This is a genomic window from Mesorhizobium sp. CA6 (assembly GCF_020165035.1).
Lineage (GTDB): Bacteria > Pseudomonadota > Alphaproteobacteria > Rhizobiales > Rhizobiaceae > Mesorhizobium.
In genome coordinates this window covers 39,745-65,407 of sequence record NZ_JAIUHI010000001.1, presented here as the reverse complement: position 1 = coordinate 65,407, position 25,663 = coordinate 39,745, and the positions used below count along the sequence as shown (strand labels likewise).

Sequence of the window (25,663 nt, the reverse complement as noted above, 5' to 3'; positions counted from 1 at the left end):
AACGATCCATACAATAGAGGTTGTACGGCACTCAATCTGATCAAAATTATCACTCAACATCGCATTTTTGCGCTTGACGGTGAAAGTTGTCCGCATCTATGGTCACTTTCAGCCTTATTGTGTGATCATACAAGCCGGACGCTTCCTGTTCAGCGGGCCGGTTCCGGGAGGACGAGGCATGGATCGCAAGCAGCAGACCGAATCGCCCCGCGGCAGCCGGGAAGGCGCGCGATGAGCGCCGGCCAGACCGTCGTCTCGGCAAGCGCCAACCAAGGCTTTGTCGAATTCGCCGACGTCGAGAAGTCCTATGACGGACGCAGCTTCGCGGTGACGCGGATGAACCTTGCCGTCGCGCGCGGTGAGTTCCTGACGCTGCTCGGCCCATCCGGCTCCGGCAAGACCACGACGCTCAATATGCTCGCCGGCTTCGAGCGACCGACGCATGGCACGATCACGCTAGAGGGCCAGCCGGTCGATCGGCTGCCGCCCTACCAGCGCAATATCGGCATGGTGTTTCAGAACTATGCGCTGTTCCCGCATATGACGGTAGAGGAGAATGTCGGCTTTCCGCTTTCCGTCCGCCAGGTGAGCAAGGCCGACATCGCGGCCCGTGTGGGCCGCGCGCTCGACATGGTGCGGCTGAAGCAATTCGGCGATCGCCGCCCGACGCAGCTTTCCGGCGGCCAGCAGCAGCGCGTGGCGCTGGCCCGCGCGCTGGTCTTTCAGCCGAACCTGGTGCTGATGGACGAGCCGCTCGGCGCGCTCGACAAGAAATTGCGCGAGCATATGCAGCTCGAAATCAAGCAGATCCACACCATGCTCGGCGTCACCATCGTCTATGTCACGCACGACCAGAGCGAGGCGCTGACGATGTCGGACCGCGTCGCGGTGTTCAACAATGGCGGCATCGCCCAGTTGGGCTCGCCAGACGATCTCTACAACACCCCGCAAAGCTCATTCGTGGCGCGCTTCATCGGCGAGAACAACACGCTGGAAGGCGTGGTCGAACGCGTCTCGGGTGGAGAGTGCCGCGTCAGGCTGAGCGGCGGCGGCGAGATCACCGCGCTGGCGGTCGGCGTCGCGGAAGGCAGCGCCTGCCATGTCGCGGTCCGGCCCGAGCGGCTCAGCCTGTCGAGTGCCGCCAATGGCGGCAACGCGCTGGCGGCGACCGTCGATGGGCGCATCTATCTCGGCGATCACCTGCGCCTGCTGGCCAGGCTCGCCAACGACCAGGTGCTGACCGTCAAGGTCGGCCCCGAAGCGACGATGGCGAACGGAGAGACCGTGACGGTCTCCTGCGCGCCCAACGATTGCCGCGCCTTCCCGGCCGATGCCGGAACGAGCGGCGCCATTCCAAAACAGGGGAAAATGCAATGACACAATTGAGAACACGACTACTCTCGCTCGCGGCCGCCACGGCCTGCATGAGCATTGCCGGCGCCGCCTTCGCGGACGAATTGTCGATCATGGCGAGCGGCGGCGCCTGGCAGGATGCGCAGCGCAAGGCCTGGTTCGAGCCGTTCATCAAGGAGACCGGAGCAAAAATCCTGGAACAGGAATATCTCGGCGATCTCGGCAAGGTGAAAGCGATGGTTGAGACCGGCAATGTGCCGATCGACCTGGTGACGGTCGAGACCGCGACCGTGCTGCAGGGTTGCGACGCCGGCATCCTCGAGCGGCTCGACTATTCCAAGATCGGGCCGCGCGACAAATTCATCGAAGGCTCGGCGCTGGATTGTGGAGTCGGCCTCGATGCTTACGGCGATATCCTTGCTTATGACCCGACCGTGCTGAAGGAAGCTCCGACCTCGGTCCTCGACCTCTTCGACACGACGAAATTCCCGGGAAAGCGCGCCATGCGCAAGTTCCCGGCGCAGAACCTCGAATGGGCGCTGATGGCGGACGGCGTCGCACCCGCCGACGTCTATAAGGTGCTGGCCACGCCGGAAGGCGTTGACCGTGCGTTCAAGAAGCTCGACACAATCAAGAAGGGTATCGTCTGGTGGGACGCCGGCGCGCAGCCGGCACAGCTTCTCGCTTCCAAGGAAGTGGTGATGACCACCGCCTGGAACGGCCGCATCCAGAACGCGATCGACACCGACAAGAAGCCGTTCAAGATCGTCTGGAACAACCAGATCCTCGAATACGACATGATCAGCATTCCGAAGGGCGCGCGCAATCCGGAGCTTGCCTACAAATATCTCGCGTATATCAGCAAGCCCGAGAACAACGCCAAGCTCGCAAGCTACATCACCTATGGGCCGGTGCGCACCGACGCGGCTTCCTTCGTCGCACCCGACGCGCTGCCGAAGCTACCCAATGCTCCCGATCATCTCGCCGGCGCCTATCTCGTCGCCGACACCGAGTTCTGGGGCGACTATGGCGAGGACCTTGTCAAGCGCTTCAACGCCTGGCTTGCTCAGTAGGAAGGCGGGATGTCGGCGTTCCAGCCCAGCGAAATCGACCGGCCGACGCTGGCCCGCGACCGGTCAGCCGCCGACGCGGATCTGAAATCCGTGTCGGCAGCGCTCCGCCGCGCCGAACTCGGCGACCGGATGCGCTCGTTGCTTCTGGCAGCGCCGCTGCTCGTCCTTCTGGCCTTAAGTTTCGGTATTCCGATCGTGCTGCTTTTGTCCCGCGCCGTCTATGACCCGACCATCGCGGACGCACTGCCCAAGACGACCGCGGCCCTGGCCGGCTGGAACGGCCAGGGCCTTCCCGGCGACGACGCCTTCGCCGCGTTGGCGGCGGACCTCAAGAAAAACCAGGCCAAGGGCACGGCCTATGAACTGGCCAAGAGCCTGAACGCGCGGCTGCCTGGGGCCCGTAGCCAGGTGTTGAAGACGGTGCGCAAGCTCGAAAGCGCCGATGGCCAGGCCGCGCTCGACGCCATGAAATCGGTGCCGTTCTGGTCGGCGCCATCGACCTGGCCGGCGATCCGGAGCGGCACAAGCAGCCTCACCTCGTTCTACCTGCTCAGCGCGCTCGACCTGCGCTGGAACGCCGATGGCGGCATCGAGCGGGAGCCGCCCGAGCAGGCGATCTTCATCCAGGTGTTCCTGCGCACCTTCTTCGTCGCGGCGTCGGTGACGTTAGCAACGTTGATCCTCGGCTTTCCGCTCGCCTATCTCATCGCCAACGTGCCGAAGGGGCTAGCCGCCATCCTGATCGTCGCGGTGCTGTTGCCGTTCTGGACATCGATCCTGGTGCGTACCGCGGCCTGGACGGTGCTTTTGCAGAAGTTCGGCCTGGTTAATGATTTCCTGCTCCTGATCGGCGTCACCAGCGACCGGCTAGACCTGATGTACAGCCGCGTCGGCCTGATCATCGCCATGACGCATATCCAGCTGCCGTTCACGTTGCTGCCGATCTACAGCGTCATGCGCACCATTCCGGCCTCGCAGATGAAGGCCGCCTACTCGCTGGGCGCCAGGCCTTTCACCGCCTTCCGTCGCGTCTATATCCCACAGGTGTTCCCTGGCGTAATGGCCGGTTGCATGCTCACCTTCATCCTGTGCCTGGGCTACTACATCACGCCGGCGCTGATAGGCGGGGCAAGCGACCAGTTGATCAGCAATTTCATTGCCAACTACGTCAATGTCGAACTGAACTGGGAGATGGCGGCGGCGCTGTCCTTCATCCTGCTCGTCTTCACCTTGGCGCTGTTCGGCATTTTTGCCCGCGTCCTCGGCCTCGACCGCCTGAAGCTGGTGTAGCCCATGCTGCTCTCTCCCTATCCCACAACAGGCGAACGCATCCGCATCACGCTGCTGTGGATTTGGTGCGGGCTGGTCATCCTGTTCCTGTTGGTGCCGATCCTCATCCCGGTGCCGCTCTCCTTCAACAGCGGCGCCTTCTTCATCTTCCCGCTGGAGGGCATCTCGACGCGCTGGTACGAGGTCGTGCTCGGCACCCAGCGCTGGCAGTCGGCGATCGGCAATAGCCTGATCATCGCCCTCGGGACGACGGTGATCGCGACGACGCTCGGGACACTGACGGCGATCGCACTTTCCGACGAGAAGTTTCCGGGTCGGCGCATTATCATGCCGCTGCTTCTTTCGCCGCTGATCGTGCCGGTGGTGATCACAGCCGTCGGTTCCTATCTATTCTACGCCCGCGTTGGGCTCGCCAGCACTTATGCCGGCATCATCCTGGCGCATACCGCCTTGGCCAGCCCCTTCGTGGTGGTGACGGTAGGCGCTAGCCTGACCGGCTTCGACCGCAACCTGATGCGAGCCGCGGCGATCTCCGGCGCCAAACCCCTGACGTCGTTCTTTCGCGTCATGCTGCCGCTGATTCTGCCCGGCGTGCTTTCGGGCGCGGCCTTCGCCTTCGTCACCTCCTTCGACGAAGTGGTCGTCGTGCAGTTCCTGGCCAGCGCCAGCCAGCGCACCATGCCGCTCGAAATGTTCATCGGCCTGCGCGAAAAACTCTCGCCCGCCATCACTGCCGCGGCGACCCTAATGATGGCGCTATCCATCCTGCTTTTGCTGGTGGCGAACATTTTGGCACGGCGCAGCCGTAAGTCCTGAGGCTAACCCGCGACCAATTGGGCAGGAACGATCTCGCGGCTGACGCATTTTGCCTCGCGTCAACAGCTGAGGGACCAGATGCGCATAGCCCATGTCGCGCCGCTCTACGAAGCCGTGCCGCCGAAACTTTACGGCGGCACGGAGCGGATCGTCTTCTACATCACCGAGGCACTCGTCGAGCTCGGGCATGACGTCACGCTGTTCGCGAGCGGTGACAGCGAGACATCGGCGCGACTGGTGCCAGGCCGCGACCAGGCGATACGCCTCGATCCGCGGCCGAAGAAATCGGAAATCGCCGCGCATCTGGCGATGCTCGCCGATGTGCGCGAACGCGCCGGCGAATTCGACGTCATTCATTTCCATCTCAGCCATTTCCTGCATTTTCCGTTCTTCGAGCAGATCGCGGGTCGCACGGTGACGACGCCGCATGGCAGGCTCGACTATGTCGACCTGGCGCCGGCCTACAAGCGTTTCCCGCGTTTCCCGATGATCTCGATCTCGCACAGCCAGAAGCGCGGTTTGCCGGAGGCGAACTGGCTGGCCACGATCCATCACGGACTGCCGCTCGATGCCTACCAGCCGACCTATGAAGCACGGGGGGAAGAGCCGTATCTCGCTTTCCTGGGACGCCTGTCGCGCGACAAGCGGCCGGACCGCGCCATCGAGATCGCGCGCCGGTCCGGGTTGAAGCTGAAGCTGGCGGCCAAGATCGGCGACGACGACCGCGCCTATTTCCGCGACAACGTCGAGGCGCTCATCGATGGCGACCGCATCGACTATGTCGGCGAGATCACGGAAGACGAGAAGGCCGAATTCCTGGGCAACGCGGCAGGCCTGCTGTTCCCGATCGACTGGCCGGAACCGTTCGGCCTCGTCGCGATCGAGGCCATGGCCTGCGGCACACCGGTGATCGCCTGGAACAACGGCGCCCTGCCGGAGATCGTCGACAATGGCGTCACCGGCTTCGTCGTGGACAATGTCGACGATGCGGTCGCATCGATGCCTGCGCTTCTCGAACTCGACCGGCGGCAGGTGAGGGCGGTCTTCGAGAAAAGGTTCTCGGCGACAAGAATGGCGCGCGACTACCTTTCTGCCTATATGCGTCTGACCGGCATGCCGGAGGCCAGGGCCTCCTGACCTTGACTGCCTAGAGCCGGATGATTTCAGGTCTGTTCGAGGTGAAATCTGAATCCGGCTCCAAATCAAAGAGATAGAGCATGATGTCGTCCGAAAACCGCCTCACACTTTTCGGCATCATGCTCTAGGGTGGGGCAACCGAAGAGGTGACGAATGACGGAGCTCGACGAGCGCAAGCTCGATCCTGCCGTGGCCCTTTCCTCGCTCGACGAGACGGCGCCGCGAGAACCGCACCGGCTTTTTGCCCTCAAGCAGGGCGACTGCTTCGCCGTCGCCGACGCCTATGGCGACATCAGGGGTTCGGGCGACGGGTTCTTCCGCGACGACACGCGCGTGCTGTCCGAATTCCGGCTGACCATCGGCGGCAGGCCGATGTCGCTGCTCGGTGCATCGCTCAGCCAGGACAATGTGCTGTTCACGTCCAACCTGACCAACCTGCCTATTCAAAGCGCTGCCGGCCGCGATATGCCGCAGGGCGCGATCCATATCGAGCGCGTCAGGCTGATCTGGCAGGACAGGCTGTTCGAGCGCATCACGCTTTCCAACTACAGCCGCGAGCATTCCACCATAACCGCGTCGCTGCATTTCGCCGCCGACTTTCGCGACATGTTCGAGGTGCGCGGCTCGACCCGGGTGAAGCGGGGCACCACGCATATCGCCAAGACCGACAAGACCACGGTCCTGCTCGGCTATGACGGCCTGGACGGCTTGCCGCGACTTTCGGCAATCTCCTTTTCGCAGGCGCCAGACCAGTTGAGCGACAATCGCGCCGATTTCCTCATCGCCGTGACCAAGCGCAGTCGAAAAGTGCTTTATGTCGAGGTCGGCCCCGCGATCGCCGACCCGCCCGATCGCGACCGCTTCCGCGCCGCGGCGGCGCGCGCGCGGTTCGGCATGCGCGCCAAGCGCAGGCACGGCGCCACGGTGCACAGCTCGGGGCGCGTGTTCAACGATTGGGTCGAGCGCGCCCGCGCCGACGTGGCGCTGCTTACCACCGAGCTTCCGACCGGCCCCTATCCCTATGCCGGCATCCCGTGGTTTTCGACCGCATTCGGGCGCGACGGCGTGATCTCAAGCCTGCAGATGCTTTGGCTCAATCCCGGCCTGGCGCGCGGGGTGCTTGCTTTTCTGGCCGAGCACCAGGCGACCGAAACGTCGCCCTTTTCGGATTCGCAGCCAGGCAAGATCATGCATGAGACGCGCAAGGGCGAGATGGCGGCGCTGCGCGAGCTTCCTTTCGGCCGCTATTACGGAGGCGTCGACACCACGCCGCTCTATATCCATCTGGCTTCCGCCTATGCCGACCGCACCGGCGACATGGCCTTCATCGACAAGCTTTGGCCTTCGCTGAAAGCCGCTGCCGACTGGACGGAGGAGGCGAGCCGCGCCACCGGTTTCGTCACCTACCAGCGTGCCGCCGAGTCCGGCCTCGCCAACCAGGGGTGGAAGGACAGCTTCGATTCGGTCTTTCACGCCGATGGGCGCATCCCAAAGGGACCGATCGCGCTGGTCGAGGTGCAGGGCTATGTCTTTGCCGCCTTCCGCGGCATGGCGGCGCTCGCACGCCGCCGCGGCGAATTCGCGGATGCCGAGCACTGGGAGGGCCGTGCCGAGGAAATGCGGATCGCCGTGGAACGCGATTTCTGGCTGGACGACCTGAATTTCTACGCCTTGGCCATTGATGGCGAGGGCCAGCCCTGCAAGGTTCGAACGACAAATGCCGGGCACCTGCTTTTTGTCGGGCTGCCGCAGCCCGACCGCGCCAAGCTGGTCGCCGAGCAGCTGCTGTCGGCCGCCTTCCATTCCGGCTGGGGGCTGCGGACGCTCGCCGACGATGCGGTTTTCTTCAACCCGATGTCCTACCACAACGGCTCGATTTGGCCGCACGACACTGCGCTTTGCGGCGTGGGCCTCGCGCGCTACGGCGAACGCGACAGCGTTGTGCGGCTGATGAGCGGCACTTTCGAATCGGCCGTTCATTTCAATATGCGGCTGCCCGAATTGTTCTGCGGTTTCGCCCGGGCGCCGGGCGAAGCGCCGATCGCCTATCCGGTGGCCTGCCTGCCGCAAGCCTGGTCGGCAGGCTCAACCTTCATGCTGATGCAGGCCTGTCTGGGCCTGGAAATCGATGGCTGGAAAGGCGAATTGCATGTCACGCGCCCGAGGCTGCCGATCGGTATCGACACCCTGATGCTCCGGCATCTGAGTGTCGGGGATAAGGTCGTCGACGTGACCTTCCAGCGGGTCGGCGACCGTGTCGCCGCCTTCCTTTCCGATCGTCATGAAGGCCAGGTGCCGCTTATCGTGCGGACTTAGAAGAAGGCGTCGCAAGCCCGCGTTCACCAATCGAAAAATGTCGGAACCCATGGCCGGCTTGTGCGTTGCACAGGTGGACCGGTCTGCCGTCCGCAGCCGGCAAGAACGAAAATAATGAGCGGACAGCCGGAGGCAGCCTGGCATTTCAATGACACAATACAGCGTTCTGTTACTGGTCCTTATTCTCGTAAGCCTTGGACTTTCCGCATTTGCCATTTTCGTTTCGATATCCCGGTACCGTCGCAATCACCCGAGGATTTCGGCTGTGGCAGGCCCCGGCGACGACTTCGCCACAGAGGCCGCGCGCAAGGTGCTGCGCGAATTCGAAAAGAACGGGCAGTCGGTCGACGCGGCCCTGGTCACATGGTCGCCGGAGACGTTGCGAAAGATCCTCGCTGACGAGTTGCCGGATGCGCAGGTCATCATCGTCTCCAATCGCGAGCCTTATATCCACAACGAAACCAGGAACGGCGACGTCGAGCTTGTCGTGCCGGCGAGCGGACTGGTCTCGGCGCTGGAACCGATCACGCGCGCTTGCGCCGGCACCTGGATCGCCTATGGCGGCGGCACTGCCGACCGGACGGTGGTTGACAGGAACGACCGCGTGCAAGTGCCGCCCGGCAATCCTTCCTACACGCTGCGCCGCGTCTGGCTGAGCGACGACGAATATCAGGGCTACTATCTTGGCTTCGCCAATGAGGGCCTGTGGCCGCTCTGCCATATCGCGTTCACGCGCCCGATCTTCCGCGAATCCGACTGGGAGGCCTATGAGGCCGTCAACCGCAAATTCGCCGAGACGGTGGTTGCCGAGGCGCGCAACGAGCGGCCGATCGTGCTGGTCCAGGACTACCACTTCGCGCTTCTGCCGCGCATGATCCGCGAGCGCCTGCCGGAGGCGATCGTCATCACCTTCTGGCACATACCGTGGCCGAACTCGGAAGTGTTCAGCATCTGCCCGTGGCGCGAGCGTATCCTCGACGGCCTGCTCGGCAGCTCGATCGTGGGCTTCCACACCCAGTTCCACGCCAACAACTTCACCGAAAGCGTCGACCGTTTCATGGAAAGCCGGATCGAGCGAGCCGACGCGGCCATCTCCTATGGCGGCCAGGTGACGCTGGTGCATTCCTATCCGATCTCGATCGAGTGGCCGGTCGAGCTGCTGAAAACTCTTCCGAGCGTCGAAGAGTGCCGGGCGCGCGTGCGCAAGCGGTTCAGAATTCCAACTGGCGCCAAGCTTTGCGTCGGCGTCGAACGGCTCGACTACACCAAAGGCATCCTCGATCGCTTCCATGCGCTTGAGGAACTGTTCATCCGTCATCCAGAAACGATCGGTAACGTCGTATTCCTGCAGATCGCTGCACCAAGTCGGGGCACGCTGCCTGCCTACAAGCAGCTTCACGAAGAATGCCTGCGCTATGCCGACGAGCTCAACCAGCGCTACGGCAGCAAATCCTATCAGCCGGTCGTCATGGTGGCCGAGCACCATTCACAAGCCGCGGTCTATGAGCTTTATCGCGCCGCCGACATCTGCCTCGTGACCAGCCTGCATGACGGCATGAATCTCGTTGCCAAGGAGTTCGTGGCGTCGCGCGACGACGAGCAGGGCGTGCTGCTGCTCAGCACCTTCGCGGGCGCCTCGCGCGAATTGCTGGAGGCGCTGATCGTCAATCCGTACGACGCAGCGATGATGAGCGAGGCGATGCTGCAGGCGATGACCATGGGGCCGGACGAGCAGCACGAGCGCATGCGGCGCATGCGCGACATCGTGCGCGACAACAATGTCTATCGTTGGGCCGGCAGCATGCTGCTCGACGCGGCGCGGCTCAGGAAGCGCGGCGACCTCGACCGGGTCACGGCCCTATACGACCGACCGGCAAGTCCCACCGGCGACAATGTCGTCTCCATGTTCGAACGCAAACAGGCAGTCGGATTTCGATGAATAGTCAAGCAGACCTTACCCCGCCGCTTCCCGAAGGCCGGTGGGCGCTTTTCCTCGACATCGACGGCACCTTGCTGGAGCACGCGGCGCATCCCGACAGCGTGTCGGTCAGCGCCGAGTTGCGGCAATTGCTGCAGACGATCGAACGGCGGCTGGACGGGGCGCTCGCCTTCATCACCGGCCGCTCGATAGCAGCCGTCGACCATCTGTTCGACCCGTTGAAATTGCGAATTGCCGGCCTCTACGGGCTGGAGCACAGACTTCGGCCGGACGGAAAGATCGAAGCCGCCGACGAACCGGCGGATATGGCGGCACTTGCCGACGAGATCGAACTGGAGCTGGCAAGCAAGGCCGTCTATGTCGAGCGCAAGGGCCCGGTGCTCGCCATCCACACGAGAGCCGCGCCGCAGCTTCTGGCGAGGGCGACGGAGCTGGTCGAGGCGGCGCTCGCGCGCTTGCCGCAGGGCTACCGCGTGATCGCCGGCAATGCCGGCGTCGAGCTGATGCCGCTTGAGGCAGCCAAGGGCGCTGCGATCCGGCGCTTCATGCAGACTGGTCCGTTCAGCGGCAGGCGTCCTGTGTTCCTTGGCGACGACACGTCCGACGAGAACGGCTTCGAAACGGTCAATGCCGCGGGCGGAATCTCGATCCGCGTGAAGCCGCAGGACGAGACGGCTGCCCGCTTCGTCATCGAGGATGTTGCAAGCGCGATCGCCTGGCTAGAAGCCAATTTCGGCGAGCCGGTCGCACCAACGGTGAGCCGCAACCTCGTCGCCTAAATCGGCAAAGGTGCTCCACAGCTGCTGCTGCAGGCCCGGATCATGGCGATGATCCCGTCCTTGTCGGTCTTCTTCGACTCGCGCACGCTCGCCCGGGCGTTCAACTTTGATCGGGACCGTTAATACGTCACCTCCTTGCCCGGGGTTTTGCTCGAGGCAGGAAATAGGAAGGCGCCGGCAGGATCGAAGAATATCTGCCGCCTGCCCAGCGAGGCATCATGCGTTGCCGCTGCCGAAGATGTCGGCCGGATGTCGATTTCCTGTCCAGCGCTCGTGCGCGCGACAATACGCCGGCGCTCGCCGTAGAAGGCGACATCGACGATCTCGACCGAAAGCTCCGCATTGTTCGGCGAGCGCTCCAGGCGAAATGCTTCGGGCCTGATCATCAGCCTGGTTTTCTGTCCGGGCGCGAAGCTGCCATTGGCATTTATGCCGGAGACAAGCGCGCCGTCGGCGAGGCGAATGGTCGAGGCGCCGCCCACCGTTTCCAGATGCTCGGCGGCGAGGAAATTCGAGTTGCCGATAAAGCCGGCAACAAAATCGGTTGCGGGTCTAAGGTAGAGGTCTTCGCCGGTGCCGATCTGTTCGATGCGGCCATCCCTGAAGAGGGCGATGCGGTCCGACAGATGCAGCGCTTCTTCCTGATCGTGGGTGACGTAAAGGATGGTGACGCCGGTTTCGCGATGGATGCGTCGGATCTCGGCCTGGATCTCCTCGCGCAGCTTCTTGTCCAGTGCCGACAATGGTTCGTCCATCAGCAGGATCGGCGGATCATACGCCAGCGCACGGGCAAGCGCGACGCGCTGCTGCTGACCGCCCGAGAGAGCCGCGGGCAGACGCTCGGCGAAGCTTTCCAGCCGCACCAGGGAGAGCATGTCGGCGACCTTGCGCCTGACCTCGGTCTCAGGCCGGCGGCGGACGCGAAGCGGGAAGGCGACGTTTTCGGCGACGCTCAGATGCGGGAACAGCGTGTAGCGCTGAAAAACCATGCCGATGTTGCGCTTGTGCGAAGGCACTGAAAGCAGCGACTTGCCCTGCAGCAGCACGTCGCCGGAGGTCGGATCCTGGAAGCCGGCGATGGCATAGAGCGTGGTCGACTTGCCGGAACCGGACGGCCCGAGGAAGGTCAGGAATTCGCCCTTCGGAATATCCAGCGTCAAATCATGAACGGCGGTGAAGGCACCGAACGCCTTGCGCAATTTGCGGATCGAGAGAAAGGGTTGGGTCATGTCTGCAGCTTTCGGCGCAAGAGGGCCGTCACGATCATCAGGGCCAGCGTGAGCGCGACCAGCAGACTGGAGGCGGCGGCGATGACGGGGGTGAGGTCGGAGCGGAGACTCCCCCAGATCTTGACCGGCAAGGTCTGCAAAGTGGGGCTCGCCATGAAGATCGCCACCACCACCTCGTCCCATGAAGCCAGGAAGGAAAAGATCGCGGCGGAGAAGATGCCGATGCGGATCGACGGCAGAGTGATCCTGAGCTTGGCCTGCAGCGGGCTGGCGCCGCAGACGATGGCCGCATCCTCGATCGACTTGTCGAAGCCTTCCAGAGCGGTCGCGATCGGAATGATCGCGAAGGGCAGCGCCAATACGGTGTGGGCGACGACGAAGCCGATGGTGGTGCCGCCGAGGCCAAGCCGCAGGAAGAAGGCGTAGATGGCGATGGCGAAAACGACAACCGGCAGCACCATTGGCGTGAGCAGCAGCCCGCGCAGGACTTCGCGGCCGCGGAACGTGCCGCGAACCAGCGCGAAGGAGGCGAGCAGGCCGATGGTGACGGCCAGGATAGCGGTCATCGTGGCGATGCGGGCGCTCGTCAGCGCGGCCTCGATCCACGACGGATCTGCAAACAGTTCCTGATACCATTTCAATGTCCAGCCGGGCGGCGGGAAGGCAAGCCAGCGTGACGAGCCGAAGGACAGCAGCACGATGAACACCACGGGCAGCAGCAGGAAGGCGGCGACCAGCGCGGTGAAGGCGAGCAGTGCTGCCTTCAACCAGCCGAGGCGGTCATAGTCGAGCAGCATCTCAGGTGCCTCCCGCCGCGCGTTTTGACCCGACCAGGCGCAGCTGCAATGCATAAAGCGCCATGGTGACGACGAGCAGGATGAAGGCGGCAGCACTCCCCAGGCCCCAGTTGAGCAGTGACTGGATCATCTGCGCGATCATTTCAGCGAGCATCATGTTCGACGTGCCGCCGAGCAGCGCCGGCGTGACGAAATAGCCGAGCGACATGACGAAGACCATCAGGCCGCCGGCGGCGATGCCGGGCAGAGACAGCGGCAACAGGATGCGCCTGAAGGCGGCGAGCGGGCTGGCACCACAAAGGGCGGCTGCGCGCAAAGTCATCGGATCGATGGCGCGCAAGGTGCCGACCAGCGGCAGGATCATGAAGGGCAGCATGATGTAGACCATGCCGATGGTGACGCCGGTGAGATTGTTGATCAGCGGCAGTGGCTGATCGATTATGCCGGCGCCCATCAGCGCCCGGTTGATGACGCCGGTGCGCTGCAAGAGCACCATCCAGGCATAGGTGCGGGTCAAGAGGTTCGTCCACATCGAAAGGATGATGATGCCGAACAGGATCGAGCCGAGCGCCGGCGGCATGATCGCCAGCATCCAGGCGACCGGAAAACCGACGGCCACGGTGACGACGGTGACGACAAAGGCGACGAGGAAAGTGTTGAAGAACACCCGCGCATAGGTGCCGTCGCCCAGCAGCGCCGCATAGTTCTGAAGGCCTGGAGCGGGGTCGGTGACGCTGCGCAGCAGGAGCGCCAGCACCGGCACTCCGAAAAAGAGCCCGATCAGGATCAACGCCGGAAGCAGGCCGCCGAGGCCTGCCGGTATTCGAGGGCTTGCGACCCCTTGCTGTGCTTCCACCGACATGACGGTAATCCCGGATTGGGATCGGGACGGCGAGCGCCGTCCCGATCCTTGTCACGAAAGGACGGCGTCTACTTTGCCTGCCAGGCGTACCAGCGTGTGGCGATCTCGTCGCGATGCTCGGCCCAGTAGTTCATGTCGAGATTGATCTGTCCGTCGACATGCGCGTCGGGCAAGCCCTTGACCACGTCGGCGGGCATTTCGGCCTTGGCCTTGGTATTGATCGGCGCGTAGCCGCTCGCCTCGGCAAATTTCGCCTGGCCGGTCGGGCTGGTCGCGGCGGCGAGGAACTTCATGGCGCCGTCCTTGTTCTTGGCGCCCTTCGGCACCACTAGGACGTCGGCGGCGGTGAGGTTCTGGTTCCAGGACACGCCGACATCGGCGCCGTCCTTCTCGAGCGCGAAGACGCGGCCGTTCCAGAGCTGGCCGAAGGCGGCCTCGCCGGAGGCGATCAGCTGCTGCGATTCGGCGCCGCCGCCCCACCAGACGATGTCCGACTTGATGGTGTCGAGCTTCTTGAAGGCGCGGTCGAGGTCGAGCGGATAGAGCTTGTCGGCCGGCACGCCGTCGGCGAGCAGCGCGATCTCGATCACGCCCGGCGCCGACCATTTGTAAAAGGTACGCTTGCCCGGAAACTTCTTGGTGTCGAACATGTCCGCCCAGCTTGCCGGCTCACCGGAGACGGCGCCCTTGTTCCAGGCGAGCACGAAGGAATAGTAAAAACTGCCGACGGCGTTCTCATTGCTGAAGCGGGGGTCGAGATCGGCCTTCGGCACGACGGCGAAGTCGATCGGCTCGAGCAACCCGTCCTTGGCCGCCTTGATGGCGAAATCCATCTCGACGTCGACGACGTCCCAGGTGACGTTCTTGGCGTCGACCATCGCCTTCAGCTTGCCGTAGTCGGTCGGTCCGTCCTGCAGCACCTTGATGCCCGAAGAGGCGGTGAAAGGCTCGGCCCAGGATTTGGTCTGGGCTTCCTGCGTCGTCCCGCCCCAGCTGGTGAACACCATTTCATCGGCCTTCGCGGCCGTGGTCGCCATCAGTCCGGCAAGGATGCCGGCGAAAATCAGTTTCATGTCGTTCTCCTCTGATTGGTTGTTCCGTTTCTTGTTCTTGTCTGCACCTCGCCATGCCTTCTCAGCGCATGACGAACGGATCGGGGATCGGGTCGTCGGAGGTGCGTATCCACACCGATTTCGAGCGCGTGTAATCGCGGATGGCGTCGATGCCGCCTTCGCGACCGAGACCCGAAAGGCCGTAGCCGCCGAAGGGGACCAGCGGCGAGACGGCCCGGTAGGTGTTGACCCAGACGACGCCGGCATGGACGCCGCGGGCCATGCGATGCGCCTTAGCCAGATTTGAGGTGAAGACACCGGAAGCGAGCCCGAATGGCGTGTCGTTGGCTAAAGCCAGCGCTTCAGCCTCGCTGTCGAAGGCAAGCACACTCAGCACCGGACCGAACAGCTCTTCGCGCACGCAGGCGAGAGTCTGGTCCTGCGCCTCTATGATGGTCGGCGCGTAGTAGTATCCGTCGGCCTTGCCCTTCGGCCGCGCGCCGCCGGTGACCAGTCGGCCGCCTGCCGCCACGCTCTCCGCCACAATCGCCTCGATCCTTTCGCGCTGGCCCGCCGTCGCCAGCGGACCCATCTCGGTCGCGGGATCCTGCGGGTCGCCGATGACGATGGCTTCCGCTTTGCGGTTCAGACGGGAAAGGAAATCGTCCTTGACCGAACGCTCGACCAGAAGCCGCGAGCCCGCGACGCAGCTCTGGCCCGTGGCGGCGAAAATACCGGCCACTACTGCATTGGCGGCGCTGTCGAGATCGGCGTCGGCGAAGACGACGACCGGGCTTTTGCCACCGAGCTCGAGCGTGGTGTAGGCGAGGTTCTCGGCAGTGTTGGCGACGATCCGGCGCGCGGTTGAAGGACCGCCGGTGAAGGCGACGCGGGCGACGAGGGGATGGCTGGTTAGGCGGTGCCCGCAATCATGGCCGAAGCCGGTGAGGATGTTGACGCTGCCGGCAGGGAAGCCGGCCTCATGGACGAGCTCGGCGAAAGCCAGCAGCGGCGCCGGCCCATCCTCGGAGGCCTTGAGAACGACGGTGCAGCCGGCTGCCAGAGCCGGGCCGAGCTTGACCGCCGACAGGAAGAGCTGCGAGTTCCACGGTACGACGGCGGCAACGACGCCGATCGGCTCGGGCCGCACCGTGACTTCCATGTCGGCCTTGTCGATCGGGATGAAGGCGCCTTCATGCTTGTCGGCCAGCCCGCCATAATAGCGGTAGTAGTCGCCGACATAGGCGATCTGCGCGCGCGTCTCGCGGATGATTTTGCCGGTGTCGCGCGTTTCCAGCTCGGCCAGGCGGCTGGCATTGGCGGCGACGAGATCGCCGAGCCTGACCAGCAGTTTTCCACGCGCCGTCGCTGTCATCGATGCCCACGGACCGGAACGTAGCGCCCGGTGCGCGGCCTCCACGGCGCGGTCGACATCGGCAACGGAAGCGGCGGGCATCGTCGCCCAGGGCAAGGCCGTTGACGGATCGATGCTGTCGAAGGTGGAGGACGCTTCGGCGAACTGGCCGTCTATGTAGTTCCTGAAGGCGGTGCTGCTCATCGCGACTGCGCCTCCTGGAAAGCCGGCATCACCTTGTCGATGAACAGCTGCAGCGATTTCTTCTTGCGCTCATGCGAAAGGCCGCTGTCGATCCAGATCGAATACTGGTCGTAGCCCTGCGCCTCGTAGGTCTTCAGCCTGGCGATCACCTCGTCGGCCTCGCCGATGACCAGGTTTTGCCGGATCTTGTCCGGCGCGTATTGGGGCATGGCCGCGATCTCTTCCTCGGTCAGCGGCTCGAGAACGCCCTGGCGGACGGGTTTCTTGTTCTGGAACCAGGCGCCGAACTGGCAGTAGAACTGCGAGAGGTCCTGGGTCAGTCGGTCGGCGTCGGCGGCATCTTCGGCCACGAAAGTGTGCATCAAGAGCATGATCTGCGGCCGCGGGATGTCCGGGTGCGCCTGGCAGGCAGCATTGAAGCGCTCCATCAGGCTCGCCACCTCGCTATCGCCGGAGGCAAGCGGCGTCACCTGCACCTGGCATCGGTTGGCGACGGCGAAATCGTGCGAATTCGGGTCGCGCGCGGCCACCCAGATCGGCGGGGAGGGTTTTTGCAAGGGCTTGGGGGAGGAGGTGGTCGGCGGGAACTGCCAGAACTCGCCGGAATGCTCGTAGTCGCCGTCCCAGAGGTCGCGGATCGCCGGTATCATCTCGCGCATGCGCTGGCCGGCGCCCCACGCATCCAGTCCCGGGAAGACGCGCTGATACTCATAGCTGTAGGCGCCGCGCGCGATGCCCAGATCCAGCCGACCGCCGGTGATGACATCGGCCATCGCCGCTTCGCCGGCGAGCTTGATCGGATGCCAGAACGGCGCGATGATCGTGCCGGTGCCAAGACGGATGGTTTTCGTCTTGGCGGCGAGATAGGCGATGTTGATGAAGGGATTCGGCGAGATGGTGAATTCCATCCCGTGATGCTCGCCAATCCAGGCCGTCTCGAAGCCGGCCTGCTCCGCCAGCAGCACCAGTTCTTCAAGTTCCGTAAGCAATTCGGAATGCGGCTTGGCGAGATCCGAGCGCTCCATATGGACGAAAAGCGAAAATTTCATCGGTCTCACCGCTGGCCGGAATGGATTGGGCCGGAATGGCTTGGCGTCGACGGCGCCGGCCTTGCGAGCGGCCGGACCTCGCCTTCGACCTCGTTGCCGACATAGACGCCGAACGTGTCTTCGGCGCGCTCGCGCGCGTAGCGGGCGAGCATCGAACGCACTGCTGGATCGGCGATCTTCAATTCGGCGATGCGTTCGATCTCGACAAACCGGATCTGGCCGTCGCCGGAGACGGGGGCGTCCACCGTCCCGCGATAGTAGACGTGCGTGCGGGCAGCGTCCGTCGCGTCGTCCCACACTGCGTAAAGGAAGCCGAGCTCGGCATCAATCGCCTTGGCGGCAAGTTTTCCCCTGAGGCTGCGGGCATCGTTCGCGGCACCGAGACCGCGACCGGCCGGCAATTGGTAGGATCCCTCGGCAGTCTCGAAGAAGAGGACGCGGCCTTCTTTCTCGAGAATCGCGCCGACCTCGGTTCCGGGGGGAGCGCTCGCCGCCAGCGCCTCCTGGCTAAGCCCCGGCGTGACATAGGCGCCCCGGCAGTAGCCGAGAGGCTGGGCACCATTGTGGCTGAAGTCATGGACGCGGCCGATGAGGATCGAATGGTCACCGGCATCGACCAATTGCTCCATGCCGCAATCGAACACCGCAACTGATCCCTCGATCAGCGGATTGCCGGTCTGCCCGGGCTGCCATGCCACGGAGGCGAATTTGTCCGCGGTCTTTGAGGCGAAGACACCGGATGCGGCTTTCTGGGCTTCCGACAGGACGTTGATGGCAAAGCCTCTCGAAGTCGAGAAGGCCTGATGCCCCAGCGCCTTCTTGGCAATGCAGACCAGCACCAGTGGCGGGTCGAGCGAGACGGAGGTGAAGGAGTTGGCGGTGAAGCCGCGCGCATCGCCAGCCTCGTCGATCGTGGTGACGATGGTGACGCCGGTCAGGAAGGAGCCGAGCGCGCGTCGAAATTCCATGGCGTCGAATGCGGGACCGGCCTCCGCGCCTGCGGAAGCACTCGACGCCTCGTCGAGAAAGTTCATTATCCGTTGAGTCACTTTTTGCGGCGAAGCGATTGTCATCATGTGCTTTTCGCCATTCAGCACCAAGCACCGCCCCGCCGGCGCAAGCCGCGCCATCGCCGCTGACATGGCGGGTGTCGAGTTGCGATCCTCCGAGCCGGTCATGAACAGCGCGGGTGCGGCAAGGTCGGCCAGGTGATCGGTGTGCGCGGTGTCGGCGCTGGCAAAGAGGCGGTAGGTGCGGGCATAGCCTTCGGCGTCGACGCTTTCGAGCGCGGCGCGGGCCGTCGCGGCCGCGTCTGAAAGAGCCGGCGGAATCGGGTTGCCGAACCAGCGGGCGATCGTGGCGGCGATGGCCGACGGATCGCCGGGCCGGCCAAGCGCTGCCGCCCGTTCGCGCACCGCCTGCGCGAGCTCGGGCGGGCGACGGAAGACGGCGTTGAGACAGACGATGGCGCTGATGCGCGACGGGGCGCGAAGCGCGATTTCCTGTGCGACAAGCGCGCCCATCGAGTGGCCGATGACAGCGACGCGGGCAAGGCCGAGATGATCAAGCAGGCGGATCGCCTGATCGGCGAAGTCCGACAGGCGGGCGTTCTCCGGCGGCAGGGGCGAAGAACCGTGGCCGAGTATGTCGATGGCGATCACGTCGAAGCGGTCCTGCATCGCGGCGATCTGGGGCTGCCAGATCGCGGCATCCATGCCGACGCCGTGGATGAGCAGGACCGGCGCGCCCGAACCGGCGCGGATGAAGCCGGTGCCGTCGGGCGCCTTGCTGCGGATCGTCGCGGCGTCAGCCATGCAGATCTCCGAGCTCCTTCAGATCCTGGTAGCGGTCGCCGATCCGGTGATGCGGGCGGCCGCCGATGGACGCGCCGAGCGCCACCACCAGCTCGTCCGGCGCGGGCGCGTCGCCGATCTGGAAATGCACGGTCAGGTAATGCGAGCGGCGGCCTTCGTCGTTCTTGTCCATCAGCGGGATCATGATCGGCGTGTTCGGACCGCCACGCAGATTGGTGAAGGCGAGATAGGTCTTGGCGCCGACGGCCCGGCGATAGTGATTGCCGAAATGCAGCGTGTGGATCAGCGCCGACGCATGCTCGACCTCACCCGACGTGCCGCAAATGGCGGCCTTGCCGTAGCCTTCGATGACCTCGCCCGAGCCTGCCGCGCCGATAATCTCATTGGTCAGCGTTTCGCCGAGCACCGGCGCGAAAGCGCGGATCTCGGGGGAGAGGTCCTCGATGAAGCCGCGGCCTGCCCATGGGTTGGTGAGCACCGCGGCGACGCCGATCAGACGCAGCGGCCGCGGGGCCGTCTTGCCGCCCTCGATCAGGGTGTTCTCGGTATAGGTGACGATCTTGCGGATGGCCGGCTGCATGAAATTCCTCAGGATGGGAGCCGTTCGGGGCCCATCGATTTCTGTATCGTCTTATGGTATACCATGCTATGGAGTGCCATGCGTCTTGTCAATCGGTCATGGAATCGGTTTTTGTGACGAGGCTAAGGATTCAGGAAAAATGGCTGACACGCTTCGCATAGACCGCTCCGCCAAAACGTTGAGGACGCTGGCGCTGGAGCGCATGCGCGAGGCGATCATGGATTTCCATTTCCAGCCCGGCGAAAGGCTGGTCGAGCGGCCGCTATGCGACCAGCTCGGGGTCAGCCGTTCGGTCGTGCGCGAGGTGCTGCGGCAGTTGGAGGCCGAAGGCCTGGTGCAGATGATACCTGGACATGGGCCGGCCGTGGCGAAGCCTGATCTTGGCCGAACCGACGAGATCTACGAGTTGCGCGCGCTGCTGGAGGGCATTGCGGCGAAGGCCTGCGCCACATCGGCCACCGACGGTCAGATCGCGCTGCTCGATGCGGCGCTGGCAAAGCTGCTCGAGGCGTGGGCGTCGGGCGTGCCGGCCGAGGTGATGCGGGCGACGGCGAGCTTCTATGAGGTGCTCTTTGAAGCCGCCGACAAGCGCATAGCTTGGGAGATCGTCACCGGTCTCAACGTCCGCATCAACCAGCTGCGTTCGATGACAATCCTGTCGCAGAACCGCCGCGAGCCGGCGATCGCCGAAATGCAGGCGATCATGGATGCGATCCGTTCGCGCAAGCCGGAAGCGGCGGAGGCGGCGGCGCGGCGGCATGTGGAGACGGCCTGGCAAATCGCGCGCGACGCGCTTCGGCTCGGGACGCTTTAGGCAGCCTGTTCGAAACTAGTTCCTGTCGACCGGTTTGGAGCGCATGCGCGAAACGGTCTCGCGTTCGGCGCGCTTGGAGCGCAGCGGCGGCAGACCGCGGTCGATAAGGTCCATATCCTCCAGCACCATGTCGCCCATGCGCTTGAAGGCGATATCGAGCGCGCCGGCGCGATGGGCCGAACGCAGGAAGCCGGGCAGGGTGCGGACGGGATGGTCCTTTGCCAGCGGCTCCTCCGGGAAGACGTCGCTCGCGGCGACGATGTGGCCGCTCTTCACCGCTTGCATCAACGCCTGGAAATCGACGACGCCGGCGCGGCTGAGCAGGATGAAGGCCGCGCCCTTGCGCATCCTGGCAAAGGCATCGGCGCCCAGAAAGCCCTGGTTCTCGCTGGTGACGGAAGCAACGACGAAGACGAAATCGCTTTGGGACAGCACCTCGTCCAGCGAGGCGGGCTCGACGCCATTGTCGACCAGGATCGACGGCGGCAGCCACGGATCATAGACCTTGATGCGGGTGCGAAAACCGGTCAGCAGGCGGTTGAGCGCGCGGCCGAGGTCGCCGAAGCCGATGATGCCCACATCGGCGCCGGAGAGAAGCCGCGCGGTCTGGTTGCCGTCGCCGCCCCACAGTTCCTTGCCCTGCCGGAAGGCGAGGTCGGCGTCGACGATGTCGCGCGCGAGGTTCAGCGCCATGGCGAGGCCAAGCTCCGCCACCGGTTCGGCAAAGACCAGCCCGGTGGTGACGACATGGATGCCGCGCGCGAACAGCGTCTCATAGGGCATGTTGTTGAGGAGGTTGGTCTCGACGTTGAAGACGCAGCGCAGCGCCTTCAGCTTTTCCAGCGTTTCGGATGAAATCGGTGGCTGACCGATGATATAGCGCGCCTCGGCCAAAGTTTCGGCGGGTAGGGCGGAAACGTCTTCCGGCGTGGTCTCGACAATGCGATAGTGGCTGCGCAGGCGCGCCAGTTGCGGCGGCGTGAAGATCAGGTCGAGCGTGCGCGGTTCGGGTGCGCTGATCACCAGCGGCAAGGTGTTCTCGGACATGTTTTCCTCCCGGGACACGATTGGATCGCGTCAATCACTTCTTTCCAGTCTTACTCCCGGTGAAACGATTTACAAGAACGAAAAATCGATTTATCGAATGGAATGGCGAGGTGGCTGATCGGCTGCCTGTCCTAGGGAGGAAGTCAATGGCGCAACCGGAAGCCCGGCAAAGGCGTCCGTCGATCCATGACGTGGCAAGCCATGCCGGCGTGTCCGCGGCCACCGTCTCCAAGGTGCTGGCCGGTGTCACCACGGTGAAGCCTGAAAACGCACAGCGAGTCTTCGATGCCGTCGAACGCCTGGGCTACCGCGTCGATCCATTGGCGTCCGACATGCGCAGGGCCAAGCGCCGCATCATCGGCGCCATAATGCCGGAATTCGAAAGCGAGTTTTTCGGTTCGATGGTCACCGAGCTGGAAGGCCTCGCCGAGCAGCGGGGTTACACGCTGGTCGCGGCATCGAGCCGTGAATCGGAGGCGCGCGAGAAGGAGATCCTCGCCCGCATGCATGACTGGCGCGTTGCCGGCGTGGTGCTGGCGCCGGTGCGCAATGAGCACGGGCCGGCAGCTGCCTTCATGAAAGCCCACGGCATGACCGGCGTGCTGATCGACCGTGTCTTGTCCGACGACGCTTTCGACACGGTCTCGGCCGATAGTTTCGCCGCCAGCGCCGAAGTGGCGCGGATGCTGATCGGCAATGGGCACAGCCATATTCTGGTCATCGGCCTTGCCGAGCAGGCGGCGACGGTGCGGGCGCGCCTGGAAGGTTTTCGCAGCCAGGCGCTGGCGCTCAACCCGTCGGTACGCATCGACGTCATCACCTCTGAAGTCAGCGTCGAGCCGCTGCGATCCTCGCTGCGCGATTACTTTGCCAGGGGAGAGCGGCCGACCGCCGTCTATTCGCTGCTTTTGAAGGGCACGCTCGTGGCGCTGTCCGAATTCCGCCGGCGCGGCTGGCATTGCCCGAACGACATCTCGCTGGTCGGCTTCGACGATGCGGAGTGGATGCAGGTGACATGGCCGGCGATCGCCGCCGTGGTGCAGCCGGTGCACCGGATTGCCAGCGAGGCGATGAACCTTTTGTTTCGCAGGGTCGAGGGTGATGTGGGACCACCCGCGGCGCGGCTCGAGCCCTGCCAGGTGTTGATGCGGGAATCCGTTGGCTCGCCAGGCAGCGGTCCGCATTCCGGGGGAGGAGACCGACAACAGCCCCCATTGTCGTGAGCGGAAGCATGCGCCGGCCCTGGCCGTGGCATCCGGCGCCAAGGATCAACGGAGGATAGAATGATATCGCATTTCCCAAGGATAAATCGATTTACCCTTGCCGTGGGCGTCGCGCTTGCGTTTTCCGCCGTCGGCGTTGCCAAGGCCGAGGACGGCGAATATGGCGTGCTGATGAAGACACTGGCCAACCCGTTCTGGGGCGCGATGGCGCAGGGCGTCGCGGACGGCGCCAAGGAAGCCGGGGTTAAGTACTTCCAGCAGGCGGCCGAGAGCGATCAGGCAGCCGAGCCGCAGTTGAACCTCTGCAACACCATGCTTGAGCGCAAGCCGGTGGCGATGATCACCGCGGCCATCAACTCGACCAATCTTCTGCCTTGCCTGAAGTCGGCGCAGGACGCCGGCATCAAGATCGTCGATCTCGACAACAATCTCGACCAGGCGGTGCTCGACAAGGAAGGCGTCAAGGTCACCTTCCATATCGGCTCCGACAACATCGCCGCCGGCGCGCAGGGCGCGGAGTATCTCGCCAACAAGCTCGGCAAGGACGCCAAGGGTCCGGTGCTGGTGATCGAAGGCCTGTCAGGCAACATCACCGGCGAGAAGCGTGCCAAGGGTTTTGCCGACAAGCTGAAGGAGCTGGCGCCCGGCCTCGAAATCGTCGCTTCGCTGCCGGGCGACTGGGACCGCGGCAAGGCCGCCTCGATCGCCACCGACACGCTGACCGCGCATCCTGATCTCGTCGCCATCTTCTGCGCCAATGACGGCATGGCGCTCGGTGCAGTCGAGTCTGTCTATGCGGCGGGCAAGGGTTCGCAGGTGACGCTCATCGGCGTCGATGGCAATGTCGATGCGGTGAAATCGATCAAGGAAGGCCGCCTCAATGCCTCGGTGGCGCAGCTTCCCTATCTGGTCGGCAAGCAGGCGGTGGAGAACGTCAAGAAGGCGCTCGGCGGCGAGAAGGTTCCGGAAAGCATTGCCGTGCCGACTTTGGTGCTGACCAAGGACGTGCTCGACGCCGGCAAGGAGCCGATGCTGCAATATGTGAAGTGAGGAAGGAAGGGAGTAGGGGAGTAAGGCAGTAGGGGAGTAGGGGAGCGCGGTTTGCGCTTCGCCCATCTTTCCCTACTCCCCTACTAACCTACTCCCCTATTCCCTTACCCGAAGGGTAGAAAACATGGCTTCTGAACAGCCCGGCTTCTGGGCTCGGGTGCAGCGAGCATCCGTCGAAAGGCTCCACATCCGGCTGGAGTCGCTGGTGGTGCTTCTGGCGCTGAGCACGGCAATGGCGCTCCTGTCGCCCTATTTCCTGTCGCTCAGCAATTTCCTCAACATCCTGCTCGCGACCTCGACGATCGGCGTGCTGGCGGTCGCCGCCACCTTCGTCATCGGTTCCGGCGGGCTCGATCTGTCGCTCGGCTCGGTCATGGGGCTTGCGGGCGTCGCAGGCGCTTTCGTGGCGGTCAATCTCGGCTGGCCGTCGGTCTTCGCAGTGATCGCCTGCATCTTGGCCGGCGGGATCGCCGGCTACATCAACGGCCAGCTGGTCACCCGCGCCTTCGTGCCGGCCTTCATCGTAACGCTCGGCATGCTAGGCCTGGCGCGCGGTCTGGCGCTGGTCATCTCGAAGGGCAGGGCGATCTACGGCCTGCCGCCCGAGATCGTCTATGTCGGGCAGGGGCGGCCGTTCGGCGTTCCGATGCCGGTGATCATCCTGGTGCTGACGGCCATCGTCGCGCATGCAGTGCTTGCCTATACGCGTTTCGGCCGCCACACGCTGGCGCTGGGAGATAGCGAAGGTGCTGCGCGAGCCGCGGGCATCCGCGTCGAGCATCACCGCCGCATCATCTACACGCTGTCGGGGGCGCTGGCGGGGCTCGCCGGCTTGCTCTTCACCGCCCGCGTCAACGCCGGCGACCCGACCGCCGGCATCAACTACGAGCTCACCGCCATCACGGCGGCGATCATCGGCGGCACCAATCTGTTCGGCGGCCGCGCCTCGATCCTCGGCACCATGATCGGCGCGCTGATCATGGGCGTCTTGCAGAACGGGCTGACGCTGCTTGCCGTGCAATCCTATTACCAGCAGATGGCGATCGGCGCGGTGCTGATCCTCGCGGTCTTCATCGACCAATACCAGGTGCGGAAGGAGTCGCGCGTATGACCCTGCTTTCGCTGCGCGGCATCCGCAAAAGCTTCGGCGCGGTCGATGTTTTGCATGGCGTCGATCTTTCGGTCGCGGCCGGCGAGGTGGTCGGACTGGTCGGCGACAATGGCGCCGGCAAGTCGACGCTGATGAAGACCATCACCGGCATCTACCGTGCCGACACCGGCTCGATCGAGTTCGACGGCAAGGATATCCTGGCGCTGGACCCCGGTCAGCGGCGGCGCCTCGGCATCGAAATGATCTACCAGGATCTTTCTCTAGCCAAGCAACAGGACGTGGCGTCGAACATCTTCCTCGGTCGCGAACCGACGAAAAGGCTGTTCGGCCTGTTCCCCGGCTTCGTCGACAAAAGCGAGATGGATCGCCAAGCGTCGAAAATGATCGAGCGGCTGGGTGCGCATCTGCCGTCGATAAACCGGTCGGTCGGTTCGTTCTCCGGCGGCCAGCAGCAGACGGTGGCGATCGCGCGCGCGCTCACCTTCGATCCGAAGCTCGTCATCATGGATGAGCCGACTGCGGCGCTGGCCGTGCGCGAGGTGCAGAGCGTGCTCGATCTCATCCGGCGGCTGAAGTCCGAAGGCATCGCCGTCATCCTGATTTCGCACCGGCTGAACGACGTGCTGTCGGTCACCGATCGCATCGTCGTGCTGCGCCACGGCAGGGCGGACGCCGATCTCGTCACCGCCAGGACCAACATGAACGAAGTCGTCAGCCGCATCGTCGGCGGCGGCGATACGGCCGCAGCGGCGGCGCATGAGCAACGAGGCTGAC

At 64.2% G+C, this 25,663-nt stretch carries 22 protein-coding genes; 13 read left to right on the top strand and 9 right to left on the bottom strand.

Annotated elements, in window-relative coordinates:
* The first annotated feature begins 231 nt into the window (after positions 1–231).
* From LB526_RS00310 to otsB, 8 genes are all read left to right on the top strand, one after another.
* On the top strand, positions 232–1,377 hold the full coding sequence (locus LB526_RS00310) for an ABC transporter ATP-binding protein (protein WP_224625601.1): 1,146 nt from the start codon (positions 232–234) through the stop codon (positions 1,375–1,377).
* The gene (locus tag LB526_RS00305) at positions 1,374–2,426 is read left to right on the top strand and encodes an ABC transporter substrate-binding protein (protein ID WP_224625599.1); all 1,053 of its coding nucleotides are present in this window, start codon (positions 1,374–1,376) and stop codon (positions 2,424–2,426) included. The genes LB526_RS00310 and LB526_RS00305 overlap by 4 nt, the downstream gene beginning before the upstream one ends.
* 9 nt (positions 2,427–2,435) lie before the next feature.
* A complete protein-coding gene (locus tag LB526_RS00300) occupies positions 2,436–3,716 on the top strand; it encodes an ABC transporter permease (protein ID WP_224544941.1) in 1,281 nt (426 codons plus the stop codon).
* Positions 3,717–3,719: 3 nt separating this feature from the next.
* Complete coding sequence (locus tag LB526_RS00295) at positions 3,720–4,532, top strand: ABC transporter permease (RefSeq protein WP_140838984.1); 813 nt, start codon at positions 3,720–3,722, stop codon at positions 4,530–4,532.
* 78 nt (positions 4,533–4,610) lie between these two features.
* Positions 4,611–5,669: a glycosyltransferase family 4 protein gene (locus tag LB526_RS00290; RefSeq protein ID WP_224625596.1), complete on the top strand. Its 1,059-nt coding sequence runs from the start codon at positions 4,611–4,613 to the stop codon at positions 5,667–5,669.
* A gap of 153 nt (positions 5,670–5,822) precedes the next feature.
* Positions 5,823–7,985, top strand: a complete 2,163-nt coding sequence (locus LB526_RS00285) for an amylo-alpha-1,6-glucosidase (RefSeq protein WP_095769803.1) — start codon at positions 5,823–5,825, stop codon at positions 7,983–7,985.
* Positions 7,986–8,133: 148 nt separating this feature from the next.
* Positions 8,134–9,924, top strand: a complete 1,791-nt coding sequence (locus tag LB526_RS00280) for a trehalose-6-phosphate synthase (RefSeq protein ID WP_224625595.1) — start codon at positions 8,134–8,136, stop codon at positions 9,922–9,924.
* Positions 9,921–10,703 carry a trehalose-phosphatase gene (gene otsB / locus LB526_RS00275; RefSeq protein WP_224625594.1) on the top strand — a complete coding sequence of 261 codons (783 nt, stop codon included), beginning with the start codon at positions 9,921–9,923 and terminating at the stop codon, positions 10,701–10,703. Before LB526_RS00280 ends, otsB begins: the two co-directional genes overlap by 4 nt.
* Positions 10,704–10,822: 119 nt before the next feature.
* Here otsB and LB526_RS00270 read toward each other — a convergent pair whose 3' ends face one another.
* The 8 genes from LB526_RS00270 to LB526_RS00230 all read right to left on the bottom strand — a co-directional run bounded on the left by LB526_RS00270 (position 10,823) and on the right by LB526_RS00230 (position 19,644).
* A complete protein-coding gene (locus LB526_RS00270; protein ID WP_224522943.1) occupies positions 10,823–11,932 on the bottom strand; it encodes an ABC transporter ATP-binding protein in 1,110 nt (369 codons plus the stop codon).
* The gene (locus LB526_RS00265; protein WP_140838974.1) at positions 11,929–12,729 is read right to left on the bottom strand and encodes an ABC transporter permease; all 801 of its coding nucleotides are present in this window, start codon (positions 12,727–12,729) and stop codon (positions 11,929–11,931) included. The genes LB526_RS00270 and LB526_RS00265 overlap by 4 nt, the downstream gene beginning before the upstream one ends.
* Before the next feature lies 1 nt (position 12,730).
* Positions 12,731–13,591 (bottom strand): ABC transporter permease, encoded by an 861-nt coding sequence (locus LB526_RS00260; protein WP_140838972.1) that lies wholly within the window; start codon positions 13,589–13,591, stop codon positions 12,731–12,733.
* Between the two features lie 68 nt (positions 13,592–13,659).
* Positions 13,660–14,664, bottom strand: coding sequence for an ABC transporter substrate-binding protein (locus LB526_RS00255; protein WP_224522940.1), 1,005 nt, complete (start codon positions 14,662–14,664; stop codon positions 13,660–13,662).
* A gap of 61 nt (positions 14,665–14,725) precedes the next feature.
* Complete coding sequence (locus LB526_RS00250) at positions 14,726–16,201, bottom strand: aldehyde dehydrogenase (protein ID WP_140838968.1); 1,476 nt, start codon at positions 16,199–16,201, stop codon at positions 14,726–14,728.
* The gene (locus tag LB526_RS00245; RefSeq protein WP_224625593.1) at positions 16,198–17,250 is read right to left on the bottom strand and encodes an LLM class flavin-dependent oxidoreductase; all 1,053 of its coding nucleotides are present in this window, start codon (positions 17,248–17,250) and stop codon (positions 16,198–16,200) included. The genes LB526_RS00250 and LB526_RS00245 overlap by 4 nt, the downstream gene beginning before the upstream one ends.
* Positions 17,251–17,255: 5 nt before the next feature.
* The gene (locus LB526_RS29675) at positions 17,256–19,064 is read right to left on the bottom strand and encodes an alpha/beta fold hydrolase (RefSeq protein WP_318012543.1); all 1,809 of its coding nucleotides are present in this window, start codon (positions 19,062–19,064) and stop codon (positions 17,256–17,258) included.
* Positions 19,057–19,644, bottom strand: coding sequence for an amino acid synthesis family protein (locus tag LB526_RS00230; RefSeq protein WP_224625592.1), 588 nt, complete (start codon positions 19,642–19,644; stop codon positions 19,057–19,059). Before LB526_RS00230 ends, LB526_RS29675 begins: the two co-directional genes overlap by 8 nt.
* 139 nt (positions 19,645–19,783) lie before the next feature.
* Here LB526_RS00230 and LB526_RS00225 point away from each other — a divergent pair, with 139 nt between their 5' ends.
* On the top strand, positions 19,784–20,458 hold the full coding sequence (locus LB526_RS00225) for a GntR family transcriptional regulator (RefSeq protein ID WP_140838959.1): 675 nt from the start codon (positions 19,784–19,786) through the stop codon (positions 20,456–20,458).
* A gap of 15 nt (positions 20,459–20,473) precedes the next feature.
* Here LB526_RS00225 and LB526_RS00220 read toward each other — a convergent pair whose 3' ends face one another.
* Positions 20,474–21,505: a hydroxyacid dehydrogenase gene (locus tag LB526_RS00220; protein ID WP_224625591.1), complete on the bottom strand. Its 1,032-nt coding sequence runs from the start codon at positions 21,503–21,505 to the stop codon at positions 20,474–20,476.
* Between the two features lie 146 nt (positions 21,506–21,651).
* Here LB526_RS00220 and LB526_RS00215 point away from each other — a divergent pair, with 146 nt between their 5' ends.
* The 4 genes from LB526_RS00215 (at position 21,652) to LB526_RS00200 (ending at position 25,662) form a co-directional block, all read left to right on the top strand.
* A complete protein-coding gene (locus LB526_RS00215; RefSeq protein WP_224625590.1) occupies positions 21,652–22,728 on the top strand; it encodes a LacI family DNA-binding transcriptional regulator in 1,077 nt (358 codons plus the stop codon).
* A 60-nt stretch (positions 22,729–22,788) separates the two neighbouring features.
* Positions 22,789–23,778: a substrate-binding domain-containing protein gene (locus LB526_RS00210; protein WP_224544927.1), complete on the top strand. Its 990-nt coding sequence runs from the start codon at positions 22,789–22,791 to the stop codon at positions 23,776–23,778.
* A gap of 124 nt (positions 23,779–23,902) precedes the next feature.
* Entirely contained in the window at positions 23,903–24,889 is a 987-nt protein-coding gene (locus tag LB526_RS00205; RefSeq protein ID WP_224625589.1) for an ABC transporter permease, read from the top strand.
* Positions 24,886–25,662 carry an ATP-binding cassette domain-containing protein gene (locus tag LB526_RS00200; protein ID WP_224609902.1) on the top strand — a complete coding sequence of 259 codons (777 nt, stop codon included), beginning with the start codon at positions 24,886–24,888 and terminating at the stop codon, positions 25,660–25,662. Before LB526_RS00205 ends, LB526_RS00200 begins: the two co-directional genes overlap by 4 nt.
* The last annotated feature ends 1 nt before the right edge of the window (position 25,663 follow it).